Here is a 19,044-nt window from a genome sequence, read left to right as displayed (position 1 = left end):
ACTCTCGTCCTCTTAGTTCTGTAATTCTTTGCTGACCGGCAGGTTTTCAAACTCCTGCTGATTGCGACGCGCGCCCTGCGCCAGCTCGCCCATGATTTTGGTCAGGAAAGGGGTTTTCAGCGTGTAGTAGCGTTTAGCGATGATGGCGCTCAGCACGTAGCAGACCGCCGGGGCCAGGGTAAACAGGCCGATAATGATGCTGATGGTCGCGCTGTTCTGGGTTTTGGCTGCCGCGTCGTAGCCCCCGCCTGCCAGCATCCAGCCGATCATCGCCCCGCCCAGCGCCAGGCCGAGCTTCAGCACGAACAGGGTGCCCGCAAAGCTAATGCCGGTCAGGCGTTTGCCGTTGGTCCATTCGCCGTAGTCGACGGTATCGGACATCATCACCCACTGAATCGGCGTCACCAGTTGGTGCAGCACGCCGATGACGAAGATAAAGGCGAACATCAGCACGGTGGCATGCATCGGCACGAAGAACATCGCCACGCTGATCACCGCCAGCGCGGCGTTGGTCCACCAGAAGATGCTGACCTTGCACTTCCAGTCGGTGAGCGGTTTCGCCAGCGCGGAGCCGATCAGGTTGCCGACGCAGTAGGTGGTGAGGAACGCGACGAACACCTCCGGCGAGCCCATGATCCAGGTGCAGTAGTACATCATCGCCCCGCCGCGCACGCAGACGGCGAGGATGTTGAGGATGGTGAGCACGCCGACGATGCGCCACTGGTCGTTGTGCCAGATGTCGCGCAGGTCTTCCCGCATGGAGGTGGTGCTTGGCGGCACCTGGATGCGCTCTTTGGTGGTAAAGAAGCAGAACGCCAGCATCAGGAACGCGACCACCGACAGCACGGCAATCCCGCCCTGGAAGCCGAACGCTTTATCGTCGCCGCCAATCAGGTTCACCAGCGGCATCATCAGCACCGTGGAGAGCATGCCGCCCGCCGTCGCCAGCACAAAGCGCCAGGACTGAAGGGAGATACGCTGCGTCGGGTCGTTGGTTATCACGCCGCCCAGCGCGCAGTATGGGATGTTGACCACGGTATAGAGCAGGGTCAGCAGGGTGTAGGTAACGGCGGCGTAAACCATTTTGCCGTTGAGGCTGAGGTCCGGCGTGGTGTAGGCCAGCACGCAGACGATGCCGAACGGGATGGCGCCGAACAAAATCCACGGACGGAACTTGCCCCAGCGGCTGCGGGTGCGGTCGGCAATCAGCCCCATGCACGGGTCGGAGATCGCATCCAGCGCGCGGGCCAGCAGGAACATGGTGCCAACAAACCCGGCGGGAATGCCGAAAATATCGGTGTAGAAAAACATCATGTACAACATAACGTTATCAAAAATGATGTGGCTGGCGGCGTCACCCATGCCGTAGCCAATCTTCTCTTTTACTGACAATACTTCGCTCATCTTTTTATATCCTTCACGCTGTAGGGGGCGCTGAGACCGGTTGCATTCGTTTTAAACCATTGTTTCAAAGGCGGGTATTGCGTTTTCTGGTTAGCAGATTACGTTTCTTCTTTTTTGTGATCGGGGTAAAAGTCGATGAGCACGAAATGCTAACCTGAGGATTTTCTTAGGAATTAACTGAAACAGGGGGTTTAAGGTCAAAAGAGATGTGAAAAAAGTGTGTGGGGGTATGTGGTAAATGCCTGAAAGTAGCTATAATGCGCCCCGCCTCCATGTAGCAATCGAGGCGCGGAAGATCGTCATCTCCGGTGAGGTGGCTGGACTTCAAATCCAGTTGGGGACGCCAGCGTTCCCGGGCAGGTTCGACTCCTGTGATCTTCCGCCAGTTTGCCTCTACTGAACTCCACTGTCTCAAGTAAATCCCCTATAATACCCCCAATTACTGCTAATTATGTTCTCCCGAGTTCAACTGTCTCCACCAGAATCAAGTGCATTCTGGGGGCATAATGGGGGGCATGATTTATAGCCCCATTTTGAGATGCCCCCAATGAAGCTAACAGTCAGACAAATCGACACAGCCAAGCCCAAAGAGAAGCCGTACAAGCTATCTGATGGTGGAGGCCTCTACCTTGAAGTAACCACCAACGGCTCACGCTATTGGCGTTTAAAGTATCGTTATGCGGGTAAAGAAAAGCGCCTTGCTTTCGGCGTTTATCCCGAGGTTTCTCTCGCTCAAGCTCGTGAAAAACGTGAAGCTGCGAAAAAGTTACTATCTGCTGGAAGCGATCCCGGAGAGCTAAAAAAAGCAGAGAAAATCGCTCAAAAGCTTAACTATGAAAATACCTTCGAAGCTATTGCCCGGGAATGGCATCAACTGAGAGCGGATCGTTGGTCGCTACGTTATCGTGATGAAATTATTGATACCTTTGAAAAGGATATTTTTCCCTACATCGGTAAGCGTCCCATAGCTGAAATTAAGCCCATGGAATTGCTGGAAACTCTTCGCCGGATGGAAAAACGTGGCGCATTAGAAAAGATGCGTAAAGTCAGACAGCGCTGCGGTGAAGTATTCCGTCATGCAATCGTGACCGGACGCGCTGAATACAATCCAGCACCCGATCTCGCCACAGCCCTCGCAACACCTAAGAAAACACATTTTCCATTCCTGACTGCCGAAGAACTCCCTCACTTTCTTAGGGATCTTGCCGGGTACACCGGTAGCGTTATTACTAAGACTGCGACTCAAATCATCATGCTTACAGGGGTACGAACTCAGGAATTACGTTTTGCCCGCTGGGAGGATATCAATTTTGAAAAGCAGCTATGGGAGATCCCTGCTGAAGTGATGAAGATGAAACGACCACACATCGTTCCGATGTCGAATCAGGTTGTCTCACTTTTTGAGTCACTAAAGCCTATTACGGGGCTATACCCACTGGTTTTCGTCGGACGCAATGATCGAACGAAGCCGATCTCAAAGGAGAGCGTTAATCAGGTGATTGAGCTATTAGGATATAAAGGAAGACTGACGGGGCATGGTTTCCGCCACACGATGAGTACTATCCTTCATGAAAAAGGGTTTAACTCAGCATGGATAGAAACGCAACTTGCGCATGTGGATAAGAATGCGATACGTGGGACATATAACCATGCGCAGTATCTGGAGGGAAGGAGGGAAATGATGCAGTGGTATGCGGATTATATAAGTCAATTCGGAAAGTCGAATTTAATACTTGCCTCTTAATAATTATTAACAGAATTGTTCTTATAAGGAAAAGGAAAAAATATCATTAGAGCGCTTCCCCAGGGAAGTGCTCCACAACGTAACTTCTCATCTATTTTTTGTTGCCGATAGTAAATCTTTCCCCCACTTATCTCAGGACGTCCTCAGAATCCGTCCTTCATTCGCCGCTGCACCGACAGCCAGGTGAGCTCTTCCAGCCCGTCCGGGACGATCCGTTCCGGATTGGTGTAGATGGCGCAGGCATCCCCGGTCAGCCACCAGGAGCCGGAGGCCCGGATACGTTCAGCCACCGTCTGGCCGTCCCAGGTGACAATCAGCCAGTTATGTACGCCATGGTCATCAGGGGAGCGGAGCCAGAGCCGCTGATGACCGAGGGCGGTCAGCGCCCGCCAGACGGTTTCAAGTGAAACCGGAACGCGCTCGCTTTCATGTGATGGTATATTCATATGGAATAGTCACTCAGAGTAATTAGGATGTGCAGCACAACTGACTGCGAACAGGACTGCATCAGTCACCCACCTGAATATTGCTATGCTTATTTTTCCTGTCGTGAATATCACCAGAATGATAATAAGCAGCCTTATAACCACGCCATTAAATTACCGGATGACCGTTTCAGGCAGATCCGACTTTCCGTCTTATAACAACTTTCCGGAAGTGTAACACGGCGAGGGAATAAACAAAGCGGCAATATCTGCTCCTGCGCACCCGGTCACGGGGCAGGGGGTAAACACTATATAGAAGAAAACGCAGCTGACGGCGTGGCACATGTTGTGTTTCTGCGCAGCTGCGCGCCGGCGAGTGAGAGATAGATCCGGAACCTGGGGTTTTCGGATCTGCGGAGAAATAAGAGGGGACAGGCATTACAGTAGCGCCGTACTCATCACTCTCATTAATTCATGATGCATCACAATGTTAAGAATCAAAACAAACTGATTAATTGCTAATAATAAAATGCTAGGTTAGCATGAAGAGCAAAACAAACATGCAAGGAACGATGATGCTCAGCCAGCTTAACCTGCGTTTTCATAAAAAGCTGATCGAGGCGCTTAAAGCGCGTGCCGGTCGGGAAAATACTTCGGTCAACGCCCTGGCCGAACGCTTCCTCGATGACGGACTGAAAACGGCCGCCGCCGGCGACGGATATTTTCAGCTGGTCGCAGATCCGGATGGCACGGTCCGGCAGCTGTACCGGCATATCATTCTCGGCCAGACCTTCGGCACTAGCCCGGTTTCCCGGGATGAGTTGCGCTTCATCCTAGCCTATGCCCGGGAGGCCTTTATTTGCGGGCATAACAGGCTGGCCACTCTCCCGGCTCTGGGCACGCTGCTCGACATCACCCGCGACCTGCTGGCCTGGCAGGTGGAGCATGACCGTCCGGTGGACGGTCACTACCTGAAGGGGATTTTCCGCCTGGCCGGAGAAAACTGGACAGAAGAGTTTGACGACTTCCGGGCAGAGCTGCGCCCGGTCGTGGATCAGGTGTATGCCGAACACCTTCTGCGTCCGCTGGAGAGCGACTCCTTTAACCTCGCCGATATTCCCGACAGTGCGCTCGCTGGGATTTTCACCCTGCCGCGGCTGAAGGCCGTTTTCCCGCTGATGCTGCGCGGGCTGGACTGGAGCGGGGAGAAGGCCAGAGATCTGGCGCAGGAGCTGCGCCCGGTGATTCCGGCCGTAACTGAAACCATCGAGGCCGGCACGCTGCGCCTGGAGATCCGCATTGACGGCCTGCACCCCGGAGAACGCCCGGGGGCCTGGTACACCACGCCCCGTCTGCACCTGCTGATCACCGGACAGGACTTCGTGGTGCCGTACGGCTGGGAGACCTTCTCCGAACTGCTGGGCCTGTTCACTCTGTATGCCCGTCATCCGGAAGCCCTGACGCACGGTCACCAGGGGGAGCGCGTGATGTTCTCCCCGCCCGGGCACGTCTCGAAAGAGGGATTCTACGGTATCGACGGGCTGCGAATTTTTATGCCGGCAGAGACCTTTGAGATGCTGGTCCGGGAGGTCTACACGAGATGTGCTGAAGGCACGCTGGCGGAGGCCCTGACTGGGCTGCGTTGCCTGTACGGAGATCTGTAGATGACCACTAAAAATGCACTGTCCCGCGCCGGCTTTGAAGGCCCGGTACTGAAGGCTGAAGATGACCGTTACGGGTATACGGCGACAGCGGAGGGGCTGGCCCGCAGCATCAGCGCCCTGGATGAAAATGTCAGTTCGGGAGGCGATTTCAAGGAAAACTGGGACTAACGAAGATTCATATTTTTAAGTAACCCAGCATATCAGTCTAAACCAGATATTTTGGGAATACTCAGGGACGCTTAGTCTTACATTAATATTCCCCTAAATGATTCAATTATAAAGGTGGTGTTATGACAATGAAACGCGGTTGTTTGGCGATTATAACTGAAAATAACAAAATTTTACTGGTTAAGAGAGCAAATCCTCCTGAGCGTCATTGCTGGGGTTTACCCGGGGGATCCCTGCTTCAGGAAGAACTTCCTAGTGATGCAGTTGTCAGAGAGACATCTGAAGAAACAGGCTTAAAAGTGAAGGCATTAATATCATACTTTCCATTTAAAGAAAAATTTCATAATAAAAATGATGTTCTTAGTTATGAATTTATCCTTTATCCCATAAAATGTGAAATTGAATCTGGTTTTTTGAAAGCCAACGACGATGCGATTGATTTGGGCTGGTTTAGTTTGGATGACTTACCCAGCCAAAGAGTTAAAAATCTTGACTGGTTGTTAACTGTAATCCTGTAAATGAATTTTGTGTTCTATAGTCAAAACTAAGCTACTTATATCGCCTGCTCCACTGTCTTTCAGGATGGTGCGGTCAGGCGCCTGAACCACTTACCCATTAATATTGATACGCGGCAAAGCCGCAATCAAAATACTGTCTGAACAACTGGCACATGAGCTGCGTCAGGTTGCTGGCGGCAGAGTGACGGAGCACCCCTGATTCCTGGTTTTACCTGGACGCCAATGAATTTTCCCGACATGGATACCGGCAAAGACTCTCAGCCGGCAGAGACGTGGACTGCCGAACAGGTGATCGACTGGTTTATGCCCCGATTCAATGCAGGCGATTTTTACATACTGTGCCCGGATTGCGAAGTCACACCGAAAATGGATACCAGACGGATCACCTGGTCGTCGCAGTATATCACGGAGAACCGTCCGGCATTATCCCGCTGGCATCCGGAATGGAAGTCTTTCTTTGCAGAAGGGCTGAGGTGCCCATCCCGTCCGTTCATGACCTTTCGCTCCGGAGATTGATATCCCCGAGGCGGAAATAATTCCTGCCGTTTCCCTTCATTCTGTATCCGGTCCATCCGTATTCAGCCCCTCAGCCTGATTTACTCGCATCCCCCTCACTTCCGAAAACTTTTTACCTCGCCTTTTTCAGTCCCATAAAACCGATCAATTTATTGATTTTAAGTAATTATTTAATTCAGGCTTACCGCGCGGCCCCGTTTCCGTTTTCCCGCCGGTGCGAGCCTTTCAGGAATCTCTTTGCCCGTGGTTCCGCTGTCCGTGCAGCGTATCTCCCTGAATCACCAACTCAACCGTCACTCTCCGGCTGCACCAGAAATCGGATCTGAGAAGAGCAAGAGAGAGATTATTGCAGCAGAGTCACAAAAAAGTTGAGATTGTTGTGATTAGAGGATTATTACAATTTTAGCAAATATAAATGACTTTATATGCCGTGGGGTTAAATATTTTGTTCCTGCCGTCCGGCTGAACCAAGGGGCAGGGGATCAGCCGGGAAGGGATGTGTCACGGTTCTGTTTTCTGTGACAGGGTCTTTCGTTTTTTCTTCAGGTACATCACTTCGTCACATTTTCCGATCTTCTCCGCCAGCGTCGCGTACTGGTCTGCGTTATTGATCAGTTCGCCAAAGGATTAATTGATGTTGTAGGGCTTACCCGAGGTGTCATTGTAATGATCCAGGCTGTCGCTCAGCGCATGCAGAAAAGCCTGGGTGTTGCCGTTTCGCCGGATAAGGGCGGCAAACTCATCCCCGCCGAGGCGGCCAGCAATTTCGCCCGGTTCAAGGTGCTGATGTAAAAAGGCGGCAAAGACCTTCAGCACCTCGTCACCCTCTGCGTGCCCCCAGAGATCGTTAACCGGCTTGAACTTGTCCAGATCGAAATAGATGAGGCTGAACGACGCATCCTGCCTGTTCATTGAACGGAAGAGTTTTTCGCCGGCGCGGTAAAACCCGCGCCGGTTGGGAATGCCCGTCAGGCTGTCCGTCATGGCCAGGCTGATGGACTCGAATTCGTCCTCCACGATGCAGGCCAGATCCCGGAGGGACGCAATGTCCTCATCCGTGAAGTCACGGGGTGACGTGTGGATCAGGCACAGCGTGCCGGCCACCGTGCCGTCCGGCAGGCTCACCGGTGACCAGGGGATTATCACGGAACCGTTCATCTGCGGCCGCATCGTGAATGATGAAGGGCCCTTCCTGCAGAATGGCATGCCCGCAGAACGAGATGTTACGGGGGGGTTCACGGACACCGACACCCTGGCAGGCGAGGAGCCACTGACGCTCGCGATCCAGCAGGCTAATCAGGGCCACCGGCACCTGAAAGGCTCTCCGGGCCAGCCGCGTCAGGCGTTCAAAACGCTCATCGTCACGGGTATCAAGAAGGCCAGTAATATACAGGGACTTCAGCCTATGTTCTTCATTCTCCGGAATACCGGGTGCCTGCATGTGCTCTCCTGCATTGTTCAGAACAGATAAACAGACAAGTACGTGCCTGAGTCTGGCTGAGTATAGTTCACCGCGCCTGACCCGGTGGCTGACGTAATTTCTTTCAGGGGCCTGCACTTCGGTTCCTGAACCGCACAATAATGCATGAAGACTGCGGGCTGTCAGAGCCTGTTTTACCTTATTTCGGATCTGACGCGAAAAAGAGAAAAATACGAACAGGTAAGGCCTCGACTGAATGATACATGTTATTAACTCTTAAAAAGGCTACTATCTCAGGTAACCTCAGCTCACAGTACCAGTCCGGTGACCCCATGCATATGAATCAATTGCTTCGTATTATTGTCATCATCACAGTTTTAATGGCGGTGCTGTCTCTTTTCAGGGAAGGAAAAAGCCTCGCCTTGCTGGACATGCTCTGGGAGCGTTAATCCCTGTAAAAAGCATTAGTGCTCAGGAGTGTACTTAACGGCAAAGTACCTGATTCGTCTATGGTTATAATAATAAGTATATATTTACCATCAGCATATGCTCGACACGAACATCTGCTCGTTCATCATGCGCGAGCAGCCGGAAGCCGTACTGAACCGCCTGGCACAGGCTGTGCTGCGCGGTCACCGCATTGTGGTTTCGGGCATCACCTACTCCATGATGCGCTTCGGCGCCACCGGCCCAAAGGCCTCGCCGCGTCACATTGAACTGGTTGACGCGTTCTGTGCCCGCCTCGATGCTATCCTGCCCTGGGACCGCGCCGCGGTGGATGCGACTACAGAAATTAAGGTCGCGCTGCGCCTCGCCGGGACGCCGATCGGCCCGAACGACACGGCTATTGCCGGGCACGCCATTGCCGCCGGCGCGGTACTGGTGACCAATAATACGCGGGAGTTTGAGCGGGTGCCGGGACTGAAGCTGGAAGACTGGGTGAAGTAGGGGGATGGTGTCAGTCTCACTTATCCCGAACACCTCGTAACCCCATTTAAAATGAACGGGGGAGAATATCAGCCAAAGGATAGGGTAATGATTTAAAAGCTCAGGAAATCAGTTAATTCGGCTTTCCTTTGCGTTGAATCCCAACCTGAATCATACATGCAATTATTGAATATTATCTCTCTGCTCGCTTCATTAGCATCAGCATAGTCATAATCCTTTTGATAATACTCCGTTATTCCACGCCGCTTACCTTCCTTCTGCCCTTCTTTCTGCTCAGAGGTAACCTTATTATCTGGCGGTAATTTTTCAAGTGCTATGGCACTGCATTTAGTGATAGCTTTATTTTTTTCAGATGCACTGGTATTTGCCTTGCTCCACTCAGTGGTCGTACAGCCGGTTATGAGTAAAACAAATATGAGCATTAGACTACGGTTGTCAAACTTAGATAACAACATTATGAAACCTGATATTTGATGATAAAAAACAGAGAGTTAATCTTGCTCGGTATACTTAATTAGTTCGCCTGGGGTGCACTGGAGAGCAGTACATATTTTATCGAGAGTACTAAATCGAATAGCTCTGGCGTGTCCGTTCTTGAGTATAGACAGGTTCGCATCGGTGATATCTATGGCATTGGCAAGTTCACGTGCCGTCATTTTTCTGTCCAGCAAGAGTCTGTCTAATTCAATAATAATTGGCACAGGCTTCCTCAGATGGTCAAGTCAGTGTCTTTTTTAATAATCATTGCCTCTTGCATTATCAGACCAAGGCAGTAGCTAATCACTGCTGCGCAAGGGATAGCGAGAGACTGACCATCAAAGGAAAATATCAGGGAAAATTGTCCATGTGAATCATTGCTGACGAAGTCTTCCAGTGATGAAAGCAAACAATAAGAGAGGGAAGTGATGAGTAGCCAGAATCCTATTTTCTTAAAAAGGCTCACCTGATCGCAGGTGAAAAACTCAAGTCTCTGATAACCTGAAAAAAGATTAAGTAACCTAACCAGGAAAATCACTGGTGGAATATTTGCAATAAAAGATATTAATGTGAACAAAATTTTGTACTGCATGGTTAGTGCTAAAACATCACCGCTGGAGTTTCTGAAATAATCCTGTACTGTTAATGGAAAAACAATAGCTGTCAGTGGAAGTAGAATTATTGAGGTAAAAATAAAAAAACGAATCAGAGTACAGAGCCCTGTCAGTCGCTTAACTGCATACGTATTGTCTGGCATGAAACACTCAGTGGTTTATTGTTTATCGATAAACTCTATGGTAGCAATCATCGTTTTCTATCTCAAGATATTTATCGATAAACGATAAGGATATTGTACCAGTTACCCATTGTTGAGAGGGTTTCACAAGACTCTGACTACTCAACTCCTAGAAGTGCCCACACACATAACGGAAAAATCTAAGCAGCTTTACGTGATTTAGGATCGCGGACTCTGTGTTAGATAAATCGGTCAATTCAACTGCTTGACATATAACTCATGCACTGGATTCTCTCATCTGTTATGGACGAGCAAAGCAATTTTCATTCATATTCGGATGTTGTTAGCGATAATCCAGATGCATTATTTTAAGTAAATTACACCTTATCACCTTCAATCTTATTTATAAATAATTTCTGGCGTTACTTGTTTACGTCATATTAAAAAAACGCAACTCAATAAATTGATTTAATTAGGATTGACTTTCTCTGAATTTTTTGTGGTAATTTCATTTAGATAAAAAGTGTGACCGACATTAAACTTTATCATATTTCAAAAAAAGAAAGTCAGACTCAGAGACAGTATCATTTGTAATGTTTAGTTATCTATTTGTAAAATTTTCATATTTTCAGTTCAAAACTTTGACTGATAATGATGTTTATTGCATTATTTAATAGAGTCTATGATTCAGGATTTATAAACATACAAAGGAGGCATAGTATTTGCTATGAATTTACATGGATATGTACTGTTCCAGTCGCTTGAGTTTAAGATAAGCAGACGGTTATTGATTAACATTCGAAATGGAAAGAGCGTTGTATTACCGGAGAAAACATCCAAATGCTTAGAATACATCTTGCTTTATTCTAATGAACATGAATTCATCAGTAAAAAAAACATCGATGAAATTTTAATAAATAATGAAAACAAGGCTTCGAAATTATCTTTATCAAGATTAATAAACCAAATACATGATGCTTTTCTTAGTGTTGGGTTTGATAGAACTCTAATAGAGAAGGTCGCTAAAAAAAAATACAGAGTCGATAATAGTGATGTTTCAATTGTGTATTCACAATAGCACGAAACCTTATCATTATTAATGAGCTACATTAATCAAAAACATCAATAAGGTATTTTGATATGAATAAAAATAAATTTCTAGCCTGTCATATTATATTGTTTATCTCATTTGGTGCAAATGCATATCTGGTCGATGGAAGCATGCTTCTTAGTGATTATGAGAAAAGGAAGCCGGCGGCTATAGGATATATTGAGGGGGTATCTGACATGGGGAATCGCAGTATTTTTTGTATACCAGCAGGTACAGGCACAAGTCAGCTAAAAAAAGTAGCTTTCGAATATCTCACTACTACGGAAAATATAAAAAAACCCGCGGCTCATCTGGTTTCAAAAGCATTCACAGAGGCCTTTCCATGCAGTGAAAGCGCCTCACCGCAAGTCTAATAATCAGCCGTCTCTAAGAGGGAGGGAGGGATAAATTATATTGAGCCCATAATGAATAGGTATATTCACAAAAAAACAATACCGAAAATTTTATTCAGATATTCATTATGCTTGCCTACAACTGACATTAATTAACTAAAAAGAAGTTCCATTATACAGACATCAGTTTAAATCGGAAAGGCTAGTAGTTTATTTTTGCATTAAAGCTTTAAGTTCCATGAGCTCAGCCTGAGTTTCTTCTAGCTTTTGCTGCCGCTTAATAATTTTGTCCTGACGCCCGTCAGTCTGAGCTTTTACAAACGCCTGACGGGCTTTCTCAACCTTACGATCTTAATTTCGCACATTTGATTCCCGCTGAGCGCGGAGTCCTGTATCAGTGCAATAAGTATTCTAATTTATAGAGGAATCCCCAGACCTTCTACATGACAAGCATTGCCATGCGCTCGGGCAAACTCTATTTTTAGGTCAATGTTCCTGCGTTTAGCAGCGCACCAGATGGTCGCATTGAATGATGTTTGAGCACTAAACATCGAGGAAACCACTAGTAGACTAGTCAGCAATGGTGTGGCGTATTTCATTATTTCACTTTTTAATTAATTCTAATAATAAGGGATAATACAGAATAGTTAATAACAAATCATAAACTTTTATAACCTTTTTCATATACCGCCCCAACCCATTTTAGTTATTTATAGTTAAGCGTAAAGGTAATAGTCGCATCGGCCTGTCCTGATGTGACCGTATTTTCCGTCTGGATATAGCGCGCACTGAATGGAAACTCAGTAGTACCAGCTACAGTAATCGCATTCATTGCGACAGCAGTATTTTGTTGCACCGTATTCCCGTTGTAGAGCAACTGAACTCCCACACCAGATGCAGCACCAGAACCACTATTGATGGCGAAGACATCAGATGTCCCACCGCTTGTTCGCCCGCTAAAGGTAATGGTAGGCATTACGCCAGAATCGCAGTTGGCACCAATTCTGAAATCAGTAGCGGTAGTCGTGCTACCGACGCTGGTAAAACTACTTTTAAATACCCCAGGCATTTTTACTTCCACCACAGGGGTTGTGATGCTACAGGCAAGAACATTCACTGTTATCGCGCTGGTAGACATATTCATCACCTGTAACCCGTCGGATATTTTCAATTCAGCAACAGGTCCCGCTGCTATAACCCCCCCCTGGCGAATCGGCCCTGTCTGATAAAGAACTAAAACAACACCACCCATAACGGACCAAGGCGGTATTGCACTATGGATCGTTGTCAACGAGCGTGACCAGGCACTCCCATCCTGTTTAGGGGTTAAAAATGGACCAAAGGCACCTGTTGTCGCTTTCCCTGAATAAAGATAAAAATTAAGGTTTTCAATTCCAGTTGCAATATAGCCAGTCCCACCAGGAGAGGCTCCTGAAATTCCCGGTCTTAATGGATTCCAGATTAAATCCCCTTGGCATCCACCCCAGATAGCAACGGTAGAGGATATCCCCATTGCCGACGCAAGAGAGGCCGCAGATACGCTGGCAGATGCGAGCTCACGAGGCCCTGTATCGGACGGGTTCAATGATTGCGTCAGTGCCGGGAGGACAAAATTAACACTCCCCGTTTTTGCCCCGTTGGCGAACGCGCATTCCGCGTATGTATTCTGTTGAAATCCGAATATTGCTAAGGATCCCACAGCCATAGCGAGCAAGTGTTTTGTGTTCACGATAGTATTCCCTCTCGGTGAATCGTCTGTACTACTGACATTCAACAGCACCTGTGTAGACCTCTCTAGAGAGCACCAGCCGGTTGTAGTGGATGTGAATACGACATTGCCTGCCATCGACGTTGGCGTTTAGCTGCTCGCCGTCAGTCAGCCCGGTGATCCAGGCATAGCCTTTATCATCGACAATCCCGCTGGCCCCGTTTTTTCCGAACAGCTCTGTACCCAGAGAGAGCGGCCGGTTGCGATACAGAATATGCACCCAGGCTTTATGACCAATATGCGTGCCGAATTTCGCCGCAATGGCTGTTCCAAAGCCTGGAGTGGACTGCGTTTGCGTTGATGTTAGTGAGGTGGTATCGCTCGCCGTTGTCGGGTCAATTGCGATGCTGTTCTGGCGATAGGCCGTCAGCGCCGGCACGATGGCATAGCCGCGGCTGTCGGTTTTCACCCCGGATTTGGTGGTCACGGATACGTTGCCCGCGCCCGGCGCACTGACAATCGCAAAGGGCTCTTTCGGAGTAATACTTTGTCCCAGCGTCACGCCGCCGGGATGGAAGACTACCGAGCCGCTTGACCCTAAACTGTACTGGCGGGAGCCGTTGTTATTTCTGCTGTAAGCTGCGTTAACTGAGCCTGAGCCACCATCATACTGGATGCGCCCAGCCTGACCGGTCTGGTCCTGCGCCCAGGTCTGAGACAGGGAGTAGTTCAGGTTGTTGTCACGCAGCAGGCTACCGCTGAGGGTGGTCTGGTTCTGGGCCAGCCCGCTGCGGCTGGTGATATAGCTGTGGTTGATCCGCGCCTGCGAGGACGGCCCCCACAGTGACGAGAAGGGCACCACCACATTCAGCGCCAGCACGTTATCCTTGTATCGTGTAGTGCTCGTAATATCGGACTGCGAATAGCTGATTCCGGCACTGATCCCCTTCCAGTTGGTGTTGTAGCTGGCATTCAGCGTTTTACTGTTGTAGGTATCATCCCACGATTGCTGTGAGTAGTAATTGAGCGAGAGCGAGCCGAACTGAGCCAGCTCCTGGCTCAGCCCCGCCTGCCACTGGCGTTTAATATTCCCCGGGAGATTCGTTGACCCGTGATTAGTCTCGTGCCGCGCCTGATAATCGGCGTAGGTAAAATATCCGCGTTCATGACTTTGCGTGTAAGAAGCCTGCAGCGACGTACCGGAAAGACCGAAATATTTACTGTAATTGATTTTTGAGGCATAGCCGGAGTCGGATTTCAGCCATTCTGATTCTTTATTGCGCGACGTATCGATCTCTAAGGAGATCCCGCCGAAGTCGCCCAGATTAAGACCCACCCCAGCAATCCCCGACTGATAACTGCTGCTGGCCATCGCGCCACTGAACACAGATACAGTATTGCCAACACCGTAAAGGCCTTCGGCCTGCACGAAAATTTCTTTGTCACCGGCGGCATTCCCGTTGTCGTAGCGGCCGGAGCTCAGAGCGTAGCGCAACTGGCCCTGCCGGACCATTTTGGGCTGCGTGGCATAAGGCTGAATGAATTTTCTGACTTCCCCGGTGCTTTCGCGAATTGTGACTTCAAGATCGCCGCTGCTGTTGTTCGGTACCACGTCGGTCAGTTCAAAACTGCCTGCCGGGATACTTTTTTGGTAAATGAGGTTCCCGTCCTGACGAATCTCAATATTGGCCTGGCTGAGGGCGATCCCTTTAATCACTGGCGCGTAGTTACGCTGGCTGTCAGGCAGCATTTCATCAATCGAAGACAGGCTCAGCCCTTTAAAATTGAAGCTGTCAAATACCCGACCACTGGTGGTGGTCTGGCCCATCATCAGGCGCGACATCAGCGAAAGAATATCGCGACCAATATAAGTCTGCGTGGGCTGCCAGTTCATTTCGGACTGGCTGCTTTTCACCAGGTTCGCGCTCTGGCGAAGACGCCATGCCCCCAGGTTTATTCCATTGTTGAGGCTGACAAAGTGCTGGTCGTCGCTGTCACCGGCCGATTCATTGCGCTGTCCGCTATAGTAGTACGATAAAAACAGTGTGGGGATACTCTCCTCGGTGACCGAAGCCAGGAAATTGGCATCGTCATCCAGCAGGTATTTCTGTGGCACGTTAAGAATGAGCTTACTGGCATTGGCCGATAGCTTAACGGTGGTGCCGGGAATAGCCTGCTCAAAATGTAAGGGCAGCACAGCGTCGTCATCACCGGAGTCTTTTGACACAAACGGTCCCGGGGCGATACCCCATTTTTGGAGCGTGCCCAGGGTCATCTGAGGGCAAAGCTCTGCCTCACACTTAACAAAACGAATGACTTCCGTGCTGATTTTACGGCCATTAAGAACAACTTCTACCGGGTAAGTCCCCGGTAACTGTTGTCCCACCTGTGCTAGCTGTTGCTTTGTGTATTCGCTCAGTTCGCTGCCGTTTGATTCCAGCGCCGAGAGATCGAAAGACAGCGCAGCCCATCCTTTTAGTGGCGAGATTAAAAGCAGTACGTTAAGCAGTAATTTTGTCTTCACGTGACGGATCAGAATTTTAATTTATGTAGTGCAGACGCACCGCCGAAATCGCTAATGACGTTATATTCAACGGAAACAGGACGTTCATTTGCTTTAAGCGTGATTTTTTCAACCGAGAATGGGGCTATATAGCTTATTTTTTCAGCATGTCCGTTTACCGAAAGCATGCCAATGTTAATAAAATACGGTGTCGGGTTATTCAGCGTGACAACGCCTGCCTGAGGTGTTATTACCATTTTTTTCCAGGCATCGGCGGCATCCTGGAAGTTCAGTGATTTAGGGCGATAAATAAGCTTAATCACGCTTTTGGTGGCAAAGGTGATTTTATTCTTAACCGCATCGTTAACGGCTGGAATCGCTTTCACATTTATAAATGAAAGGCTTTCACGGTCTTCAGGAAATTTATCGCTCAGAGTCCGAATTAACAGCGTGTTTTCTGAATCTGGCATCAGTTTAAATACTGGTGGTGTAATAATGAAAGCGCTTGACCGTGGGCTGTTATCATTTTCATTTTCGTTAATCCAGGATTGAACCAGGTAATAGTCTCCGTCACCGCTATTAATTACCCGCAGGGTAGACTGACGCTCGGATTCATTATAAACAACCCGAGTCTGGCCAAGAGAAAAGCCGGCATGGGCCGGCAGTGCAACAATAGACACCAAAAGAACAGATAATAAATGTTTTTTCATATATTAATAGTTTATTAGATAGTTAGTTATAACGGGCAGTCCATGTCAACGTAGTTGCCAGATCACCGCTGGTAACCTTATCAGCGGTAGCCACTGCTTGGGCTGTATACGTAAACCCCATATTACTAGTTCCGTTTTTTTGTATAAAACTGGTTTCTTTATTTGGCATGACGTCAACGAGGTTATTGGGTTCTAGAAGAGTAGCCACTTGCAATTTTAATGCTACGCCTGTTGCTTTTCCGCTCCCTACAGGGATTTTAAATAACGAAGTATTGGTATCATCAGGGGTTCCGGCAACAGTAAGGTACATGCCAGGTATATCTTTACAGACTAATGCAATAGCTTCTGTCTTTCCTTTAGGTGACATATCCCCTTTAGCTTTATACTCTGCTGAGCTAGTTGTCGGTAGAGCCAAACTAACTGCTGTGGTAGGGTTAGTTGTACATGCTGAAGTGTATGCTGAACCTTTAACTGTAATAGTTCCGGTCTGCGTTGCGCCAGGTACATCAGCAGAATAAGAATTAAAACTGGCTAAACCAAGTGAGACAATAACTGCGATTTTTTTCATAATGTTTATTTCTTAATTATAGGCCAGTGTATAAGTGAGTGTGGTATCAATTTTGCCAGCTGTTGGCGTCGCTACTTTGCTTCTAAGGTAACCTGATAACGTCCCGCTGAAATTACCAGAAGCATCAGGTGTCACTGCGATAGCTCTATTCGGTAAAATGAAACTGGAAGCTGAGGGAATCCCAGTTAAAATAAAATCGAAGCCCGTTGCGTTAGTGCTTTCGGTTGCAGTGGCAAAGGTCGATACCAGAGCCCCTTGTGTTCCTTGAATCGTAAGGCTCAGGGAGGTGTTTGCAGGACATCCCGTCAGCTTAAAATCTACCGGGTCACTTTTTGGCCCCGTGTCACCTACTGCAGTGAATGATGAGGTCACGACAGGAGGTAGCTGAACAATAAAATCTTTAACAGCCATATCACAAGTTTTATCAATGATTTTCCCTGTGATATTTAATGTACCTGTAGGCATTGCTGGTGATGCAACAGCTGCGGCATTTGCATCAGCAGATAACATCATCATCAGCGAAATGAATGATCCTAGTGTAGCTTTGTTTTTCATATTTCCTATTTATCCAATATCAAGTTGCATAGCTTTGCTTTTCGCTAAAAAAAGAATTAATAGCTTGAATTCTAAAGAACTATCCAGTCGTAACTTTTTCTTTCGTATATAATAGACCTTATTTAACTCAATCCTTGAGAGAGACTTGGATTTCCCAGTATCAGTGTTATAGAGAGACCTTATGAGTAAGTACTCTTCGCATGAAAGAGTTCTATTTAACTTACTTATAATATCTTCGTAAATGCTTTTTTTAACATTTCTAACTCCATCACCCCATGCAAAAAAGAAAATAGCTTTCAAATGAAATATTTCAGCCACCAGTGATAGTCCAGGCGCAAAGCTATTAGCTAACATAGATAAAGGAACCAGATAATGCACTTTTCTTTTCTTTACTTTATCGAGTCTCATACCAAGCCACTTTACATTCCTATCATTCTTATTAGTTGCATCAATTAATAAAACTGAATTATCAAGCACCTTAGCACAGGCTAGGAACTGTACCCGATTTGCAAAGTAGGTCACTGAATTATTTTTATCAGTAAGTGAATCAATTGCACACCTGACATAATAATTCTGTGTATAGACTAACAGCTGAGCCAATGTGTATCTTCCATACTGGTATAATTAACAGTTTTCTTCTTGGTATATATTTCTGAAATCTTTCTTGAATCGACTCGATATCCCTTTCTATCACACCTATAAAATGGCGCTCTCTCGTATCCCACACTAATGAATGCGAGATGTAGTTTACGTGTCATCGCCCACAAGTATGATTTAGAACAGCGCAATCCACTCTTTTCAAATACATTAACAAATATATCCTCGTCAAGAATAATATTCTTCTCAGCGTTATGTAAAAGATATAAGAAAAGTCTATCTTTAGTTTCTCGAAATCTTTTTATCTTACCATTATTTATATTGATAAGAGTCCTGGAGGAGATATTGTATTCAAGACCTTCATATATTGAATATCCATATAGTATTGTTCCTGGCATTACTTTCCTCCTTACATACGTGAGGATACAAAGGCAGTCATTCTGATAATTGCAAGTTACTGCTTGTGCATGGCTGCCAATCTATCCCCTACAATTTCAGCGGGCAATAGGATTGTTTTATCAAAATTAAAACAACTTATAAATAAAAAAAACAGACATTTATGCTAATTTACATACCAACGTTAGAATTTTAACTCAAAATGTATACGGATTGTTAAAATTAATTCATCAAATTAACATTTTGCAAACACTAATGTTTTCATCCAAAAAAACACAAATTTACAGAATTAAGTTCCAATTAATATAAATATTTATTAAAAATCAAACATTTAATAAAACAGAACAATATCAATAATTACATAGATTTAACATTATTTTAGGAATAATCATAAAAAGACCCAGAAAGGCTGTTCAACAACAGCAAGGAAAAATAAAAAACAAGCAAAAACAATAAGTAAGGTTTATAAATTATCAAAATGGCATTTTCCATCATAACTGATCTGTGTCACATGTTAAGGTTTCACAATGACGAGCTCTTATGT

The 19,044-nt window shown here is 47.1% G+C and carries 20 protein-coding genes, 1 tRNA gene and 1 pseudogene; 9 read left to right on the top strand and 13 right to left on the bottom strand.

Translation table 11 applies throughout. The annotated features are described in order from the left end of the window. Positions 1-12: 12 nt before the first annotated feature. Positions 13-1,404, bottom strand: a complete 1,392-nt coding sequence (locus VPX56_RS00775; protein WP_131634646.1) for a glycoside-pentoside-hexuronide family transporter — start codon at positions 1,402-1,404, stop codon at positions 13-15. Between the two features lie 290 nt (positions 1,405-1,694). Between VPX56_RS00775 and VPX56_RS00770 the strand changes: the two genes are divergently transcribed. Together VPX56_RS00770 and VPX56_RS00765 are read left to right on the top strand one after the other, a co-directional pair. Beyond that, positions 1,695-1,789, top strand: a tRNA-Sec gene (locus tag VPX56_RS00770). Positions 1,790-1,951: 162 nt separating this feature from the next. Next, on the top strand, positions 1,952-3,148 hold the full coding sequence (locus VPX56_RS00765) for a tyrosine-type recombinase/integrase (protein ID WP_060579745.1): 1,197 nt from the start codon (positions 1,952-1,954) through the stop codon (positions 3,146-3,148). A gap of 143 nt (positions 3,149-3,291) precedes the next feature. Here VPX56_RS00765 and VPX56_RS00760 read toward each other — a convergent pair whose 3' ends face one another. Further along, positions 3,292-3,594, bottom strand: coding sequence for a hypothetical protein (locus tag VPX56_RS00760; protein ID WP_326469306.1), 303 nt, complete (start codon positions 3,592-3,594; stop codon positions 3,292-3,294). Positions 3,595-4,148: 554 nt separating this feature from the next. Between VPX56_RS00760 and pifC the strand changes: the two genes are divergently transcribed. From pifC to VPX56_RS00740, 4 genes are all read left to right on the top strand, one after another. Beyond that, positions 4,149-5,237 carry a transcriptional repressor PifC gene (gene pifC / locus VPX56_RS00755; RefSeq protein WP_326472186.1) on the top strand — a complete coding sequence of 363 codons (1,089 nt, stop codon included), beginning with the start codon at positions 4,149-4,151 and terminating at the stop codon, positions 5,235-5,237. Beyond that, a complete protein-coding gene (locus VPX56_RS00750; RefSeq protein ID WP_326469305.1) occupies positions 5,238-5,405 on the top strand; it encodes a hypothetical protein in 168 nt (55 codons plus the stop codon). A 122-nt stretch (positions 5,406-5,527) separates the two neighbouring features. Beyond that, the gene (locus VPX56_RS00745) at positions 5,528-5,923 is read left to right on the top strand and encodes an NUDIX domain-containing protein (RefSeq protein WP_326469304.1); all 396 of its coding nucleotides are present in this window, start codon (positions 5,528-5,530) and stop codon (positions 5,921-5,923) included. A gap of 222 nt (positions 5,924-6,145) precedes the next feature. Continuing rightward, positions 6,146-6,439: a hypothetical protein gene (locus VPX56_RS00740; protein ID WP_326469302.1), complete on the top strand. Its 294-nt coding sequence runs from the start codon at positions 6,146-6,148 to the stop codon at positions 6,437-6,439. A 501-nt stretch (positions 6,440-6,940) separates the two neighbouring features. Here VPX56_RS00740 and VPX56_RS00735 read toward each other — a convergent pair. Further along, a pseudogene (locus VPX56_RS00735) lies at positions 6,941-7,880 on the bottom strand (diguanylate cyclase domain-containing protein). A 242-nt stretch (positions 7,881-8,122) separates the two neighbouring features. Between VPX56_RS00735 and VPX56_RS00730 the strand changes: the two are divergent. Next, complete coding sequence (locus tag VPX56_RS00730) at positions 8,123-8,308, top strand: hypothetical protein (RefSeq protein ID WP_326469300.1); 186 nt, start codon at positions 8,123-8,125, stop codon at positions 8,306-8,308. A 97-nt stretch (positions 8,309-8,405) separates the two neighbouring features. Continuing rightward, positions 8,406-8,807 (top strand): PIN domain-containing protein, encoded by a 402-nt coding sequence (locus VPX56_RS00725; protein WP_407655094.1) that lies wholly within the window; start codon positions 8,406-8,408, stop codon positions 8,805-8,807. 92 nt (positions 8,808-8,899) lie between these two features. Here VPX56_RS00725 and VPX56_RS00720 read toward each other — a convergent pair whose 3' ends face one another. The 3 genes from VPX56_RS00720 to VPX56_RS00710 are packed head-to-tail and all read right to left on the bottom strand — an operon-like array spanning position 8,900 to position 10,041. After that, positions 8,900-9,262, bottom strand: a complete 363-nt coding sequence (locus tag VPX56_RS00720; RefSeq protein WP_326469298.1) for a hypothetical protein — start codon at positions 9,260-9,262, stop codon at positions 8,900-8,902. A gap of 36 nt (positions 9,263-9,298) precedes the next feature. Further along, positions 9,299-9,463 carry a helix-turn-helix domain-containing protein gene (locus tag VPX56_RS00715; protein ID WP_326472182.1) on the bottom strand — a complete coding sequence of 55 codons (165 nt, stop codon included), beginning with the start codon at positions 9,461-9,463 and terminating at the stop codon, positions 9,299-9,301. A 53-nt stretch (positions 9,464-9,516) separates the two neighbouring features. Further along, positions 9,517-10,041: a DUF2975 domain-containing protein gene (locus VPX56_RS00710; RefSeq protein ID WP_326469296.1), complete on the bottom strand. Its 525-nt coding sequence runs from the start codon at positions 10,039-10,041 to the stop codon at positions 9,517-9,519. 1,119 nt (positions 10,042-11,160) lie between these two features. On the opposite strand from VPX56_RS00710, the gene VPX56_RS00705 reads away from it, so the two are divergent. Next, the gene (locus VPX56_RS00705) at positions 11,161-11,484 is read left to right on the top strand and encodes a Rap1a/Tai family immunity protein (protein ID WP_326469294.1); all 324 of its coding nucleotides are present in this window, start codon (positions 11,161-11,163) and stop codon (positions 11,482-11,484) included. Positions 11,485-11,879: 395 nt separating this feature from the next. Here VPX56_RS00705 and VPX56_RS22985 read toward each other — a convergent pair whose 3' ends face one another. The 7 genes from VPX56_RS22985 to VPX56_RS00675 form a co-directional block, all read right to left on the bottom strand. Further along, positions 11,880-12,014, bottom strand: a complete 135-nt coding sequence (locus VPX56_RS22985) for a DUF1090 family protein (protein WP_407655157.1) — start codon at positions 12,012-12,014, stop codon at positions 11,880-11,882. Between the two features lie 155 nt (positions 12,015-12,169). Beyond that, on the bottom strand, positions 12,170-13,192 hold the full coding sequence (locus tag VPX56_RS00700) for a fimbrial protein (RefSeq protein ID WP_326469293.1): 1,023 nt from the start codon (positions 13,190-13,192) through the stop codon (positions 12,170-12,172). Positions 13,193-13,223: 31 nt separating this feature from the next. Next, positions 13,224-15,695, bottom strand: a complete 2,472-nt coding sequence (locus VPX56_RS00695; RefSeq protein ID WP_326469292.1) for a fimbria/pilus outer membrane usher protein — start codon at positions 15,693-15,695, stop codon at positions 13,224-13,226. A gap of 8 nt (positions 15,696-15,703) precedes the next feature. After that, on the bottom strand, positions 15,704-16,384 hold the full coding sequence (locus VPX56_RS00690; RefSeq protein WP_326469290.1) for a fimbrial biogenesis chaperone: 681 nt from the start codon (positions 16,382-16,384) through the stop codon (positions 15,704-15,706). Positions 16,385-16,406: 22 nt separating this feature from the next. Beyond that, positions 16,407-16,952, bottom strand: a complete 546-nt coding sequence (locus VPX56_RS00685; protein WP_326469288.1) for a fimbrial protein — start codon at positions 16,950-16,952, stop codon at positions 16,407-16,409. Positions 16,953-16,964: 12 nt separating this feature from the next. Further along, the gene (locus tag VPX56_RS00680) at positions 16,965-17,507 is read right to left on the bottom strand and encodes a fimbrial protein (RefSeq protein ID WP_326469286.1); all 543 of its coding nucleotides are present in this window, start codon (positions 17,505-17,507) and stop codon (positions 16,965-16,967) included. A gap of 9 nt (positions 17,508-17,516) precedes the next feature. After that, positions 17,517-18,107 carry a hypothetical protein gene (locus VPX56_RS00675; protein ID WP_326469285.1) on the bottom strand — a complete coding sequence of 197 codons (591 nt, stop codon included), beginning with the start codon at positions 18,105-18,107 and terminating at the stop codon, positions 17,517-17,519. Between the last annotated feature and the right edge of the window lie 937 nt (positions 18,108-19,044).

The sequence above is a fragment of the Enterobacter wuhouensis genome (assembly GCF_035835995.1).
In the GTDB taxonomy this organism is placed as follows: domain Bacteria; phylum Pseudomonadota; class Gammaproteobacteria; order Enterobacterales; family Enterobacteriaceae; genus Enterobacter; species Enterobacter wuhouensis.
The sequence above is the reverse complement of the archived record's forward strand: the minus strand, read 5'-3'. Positions and strand labels throughout refer to the sequence as shown.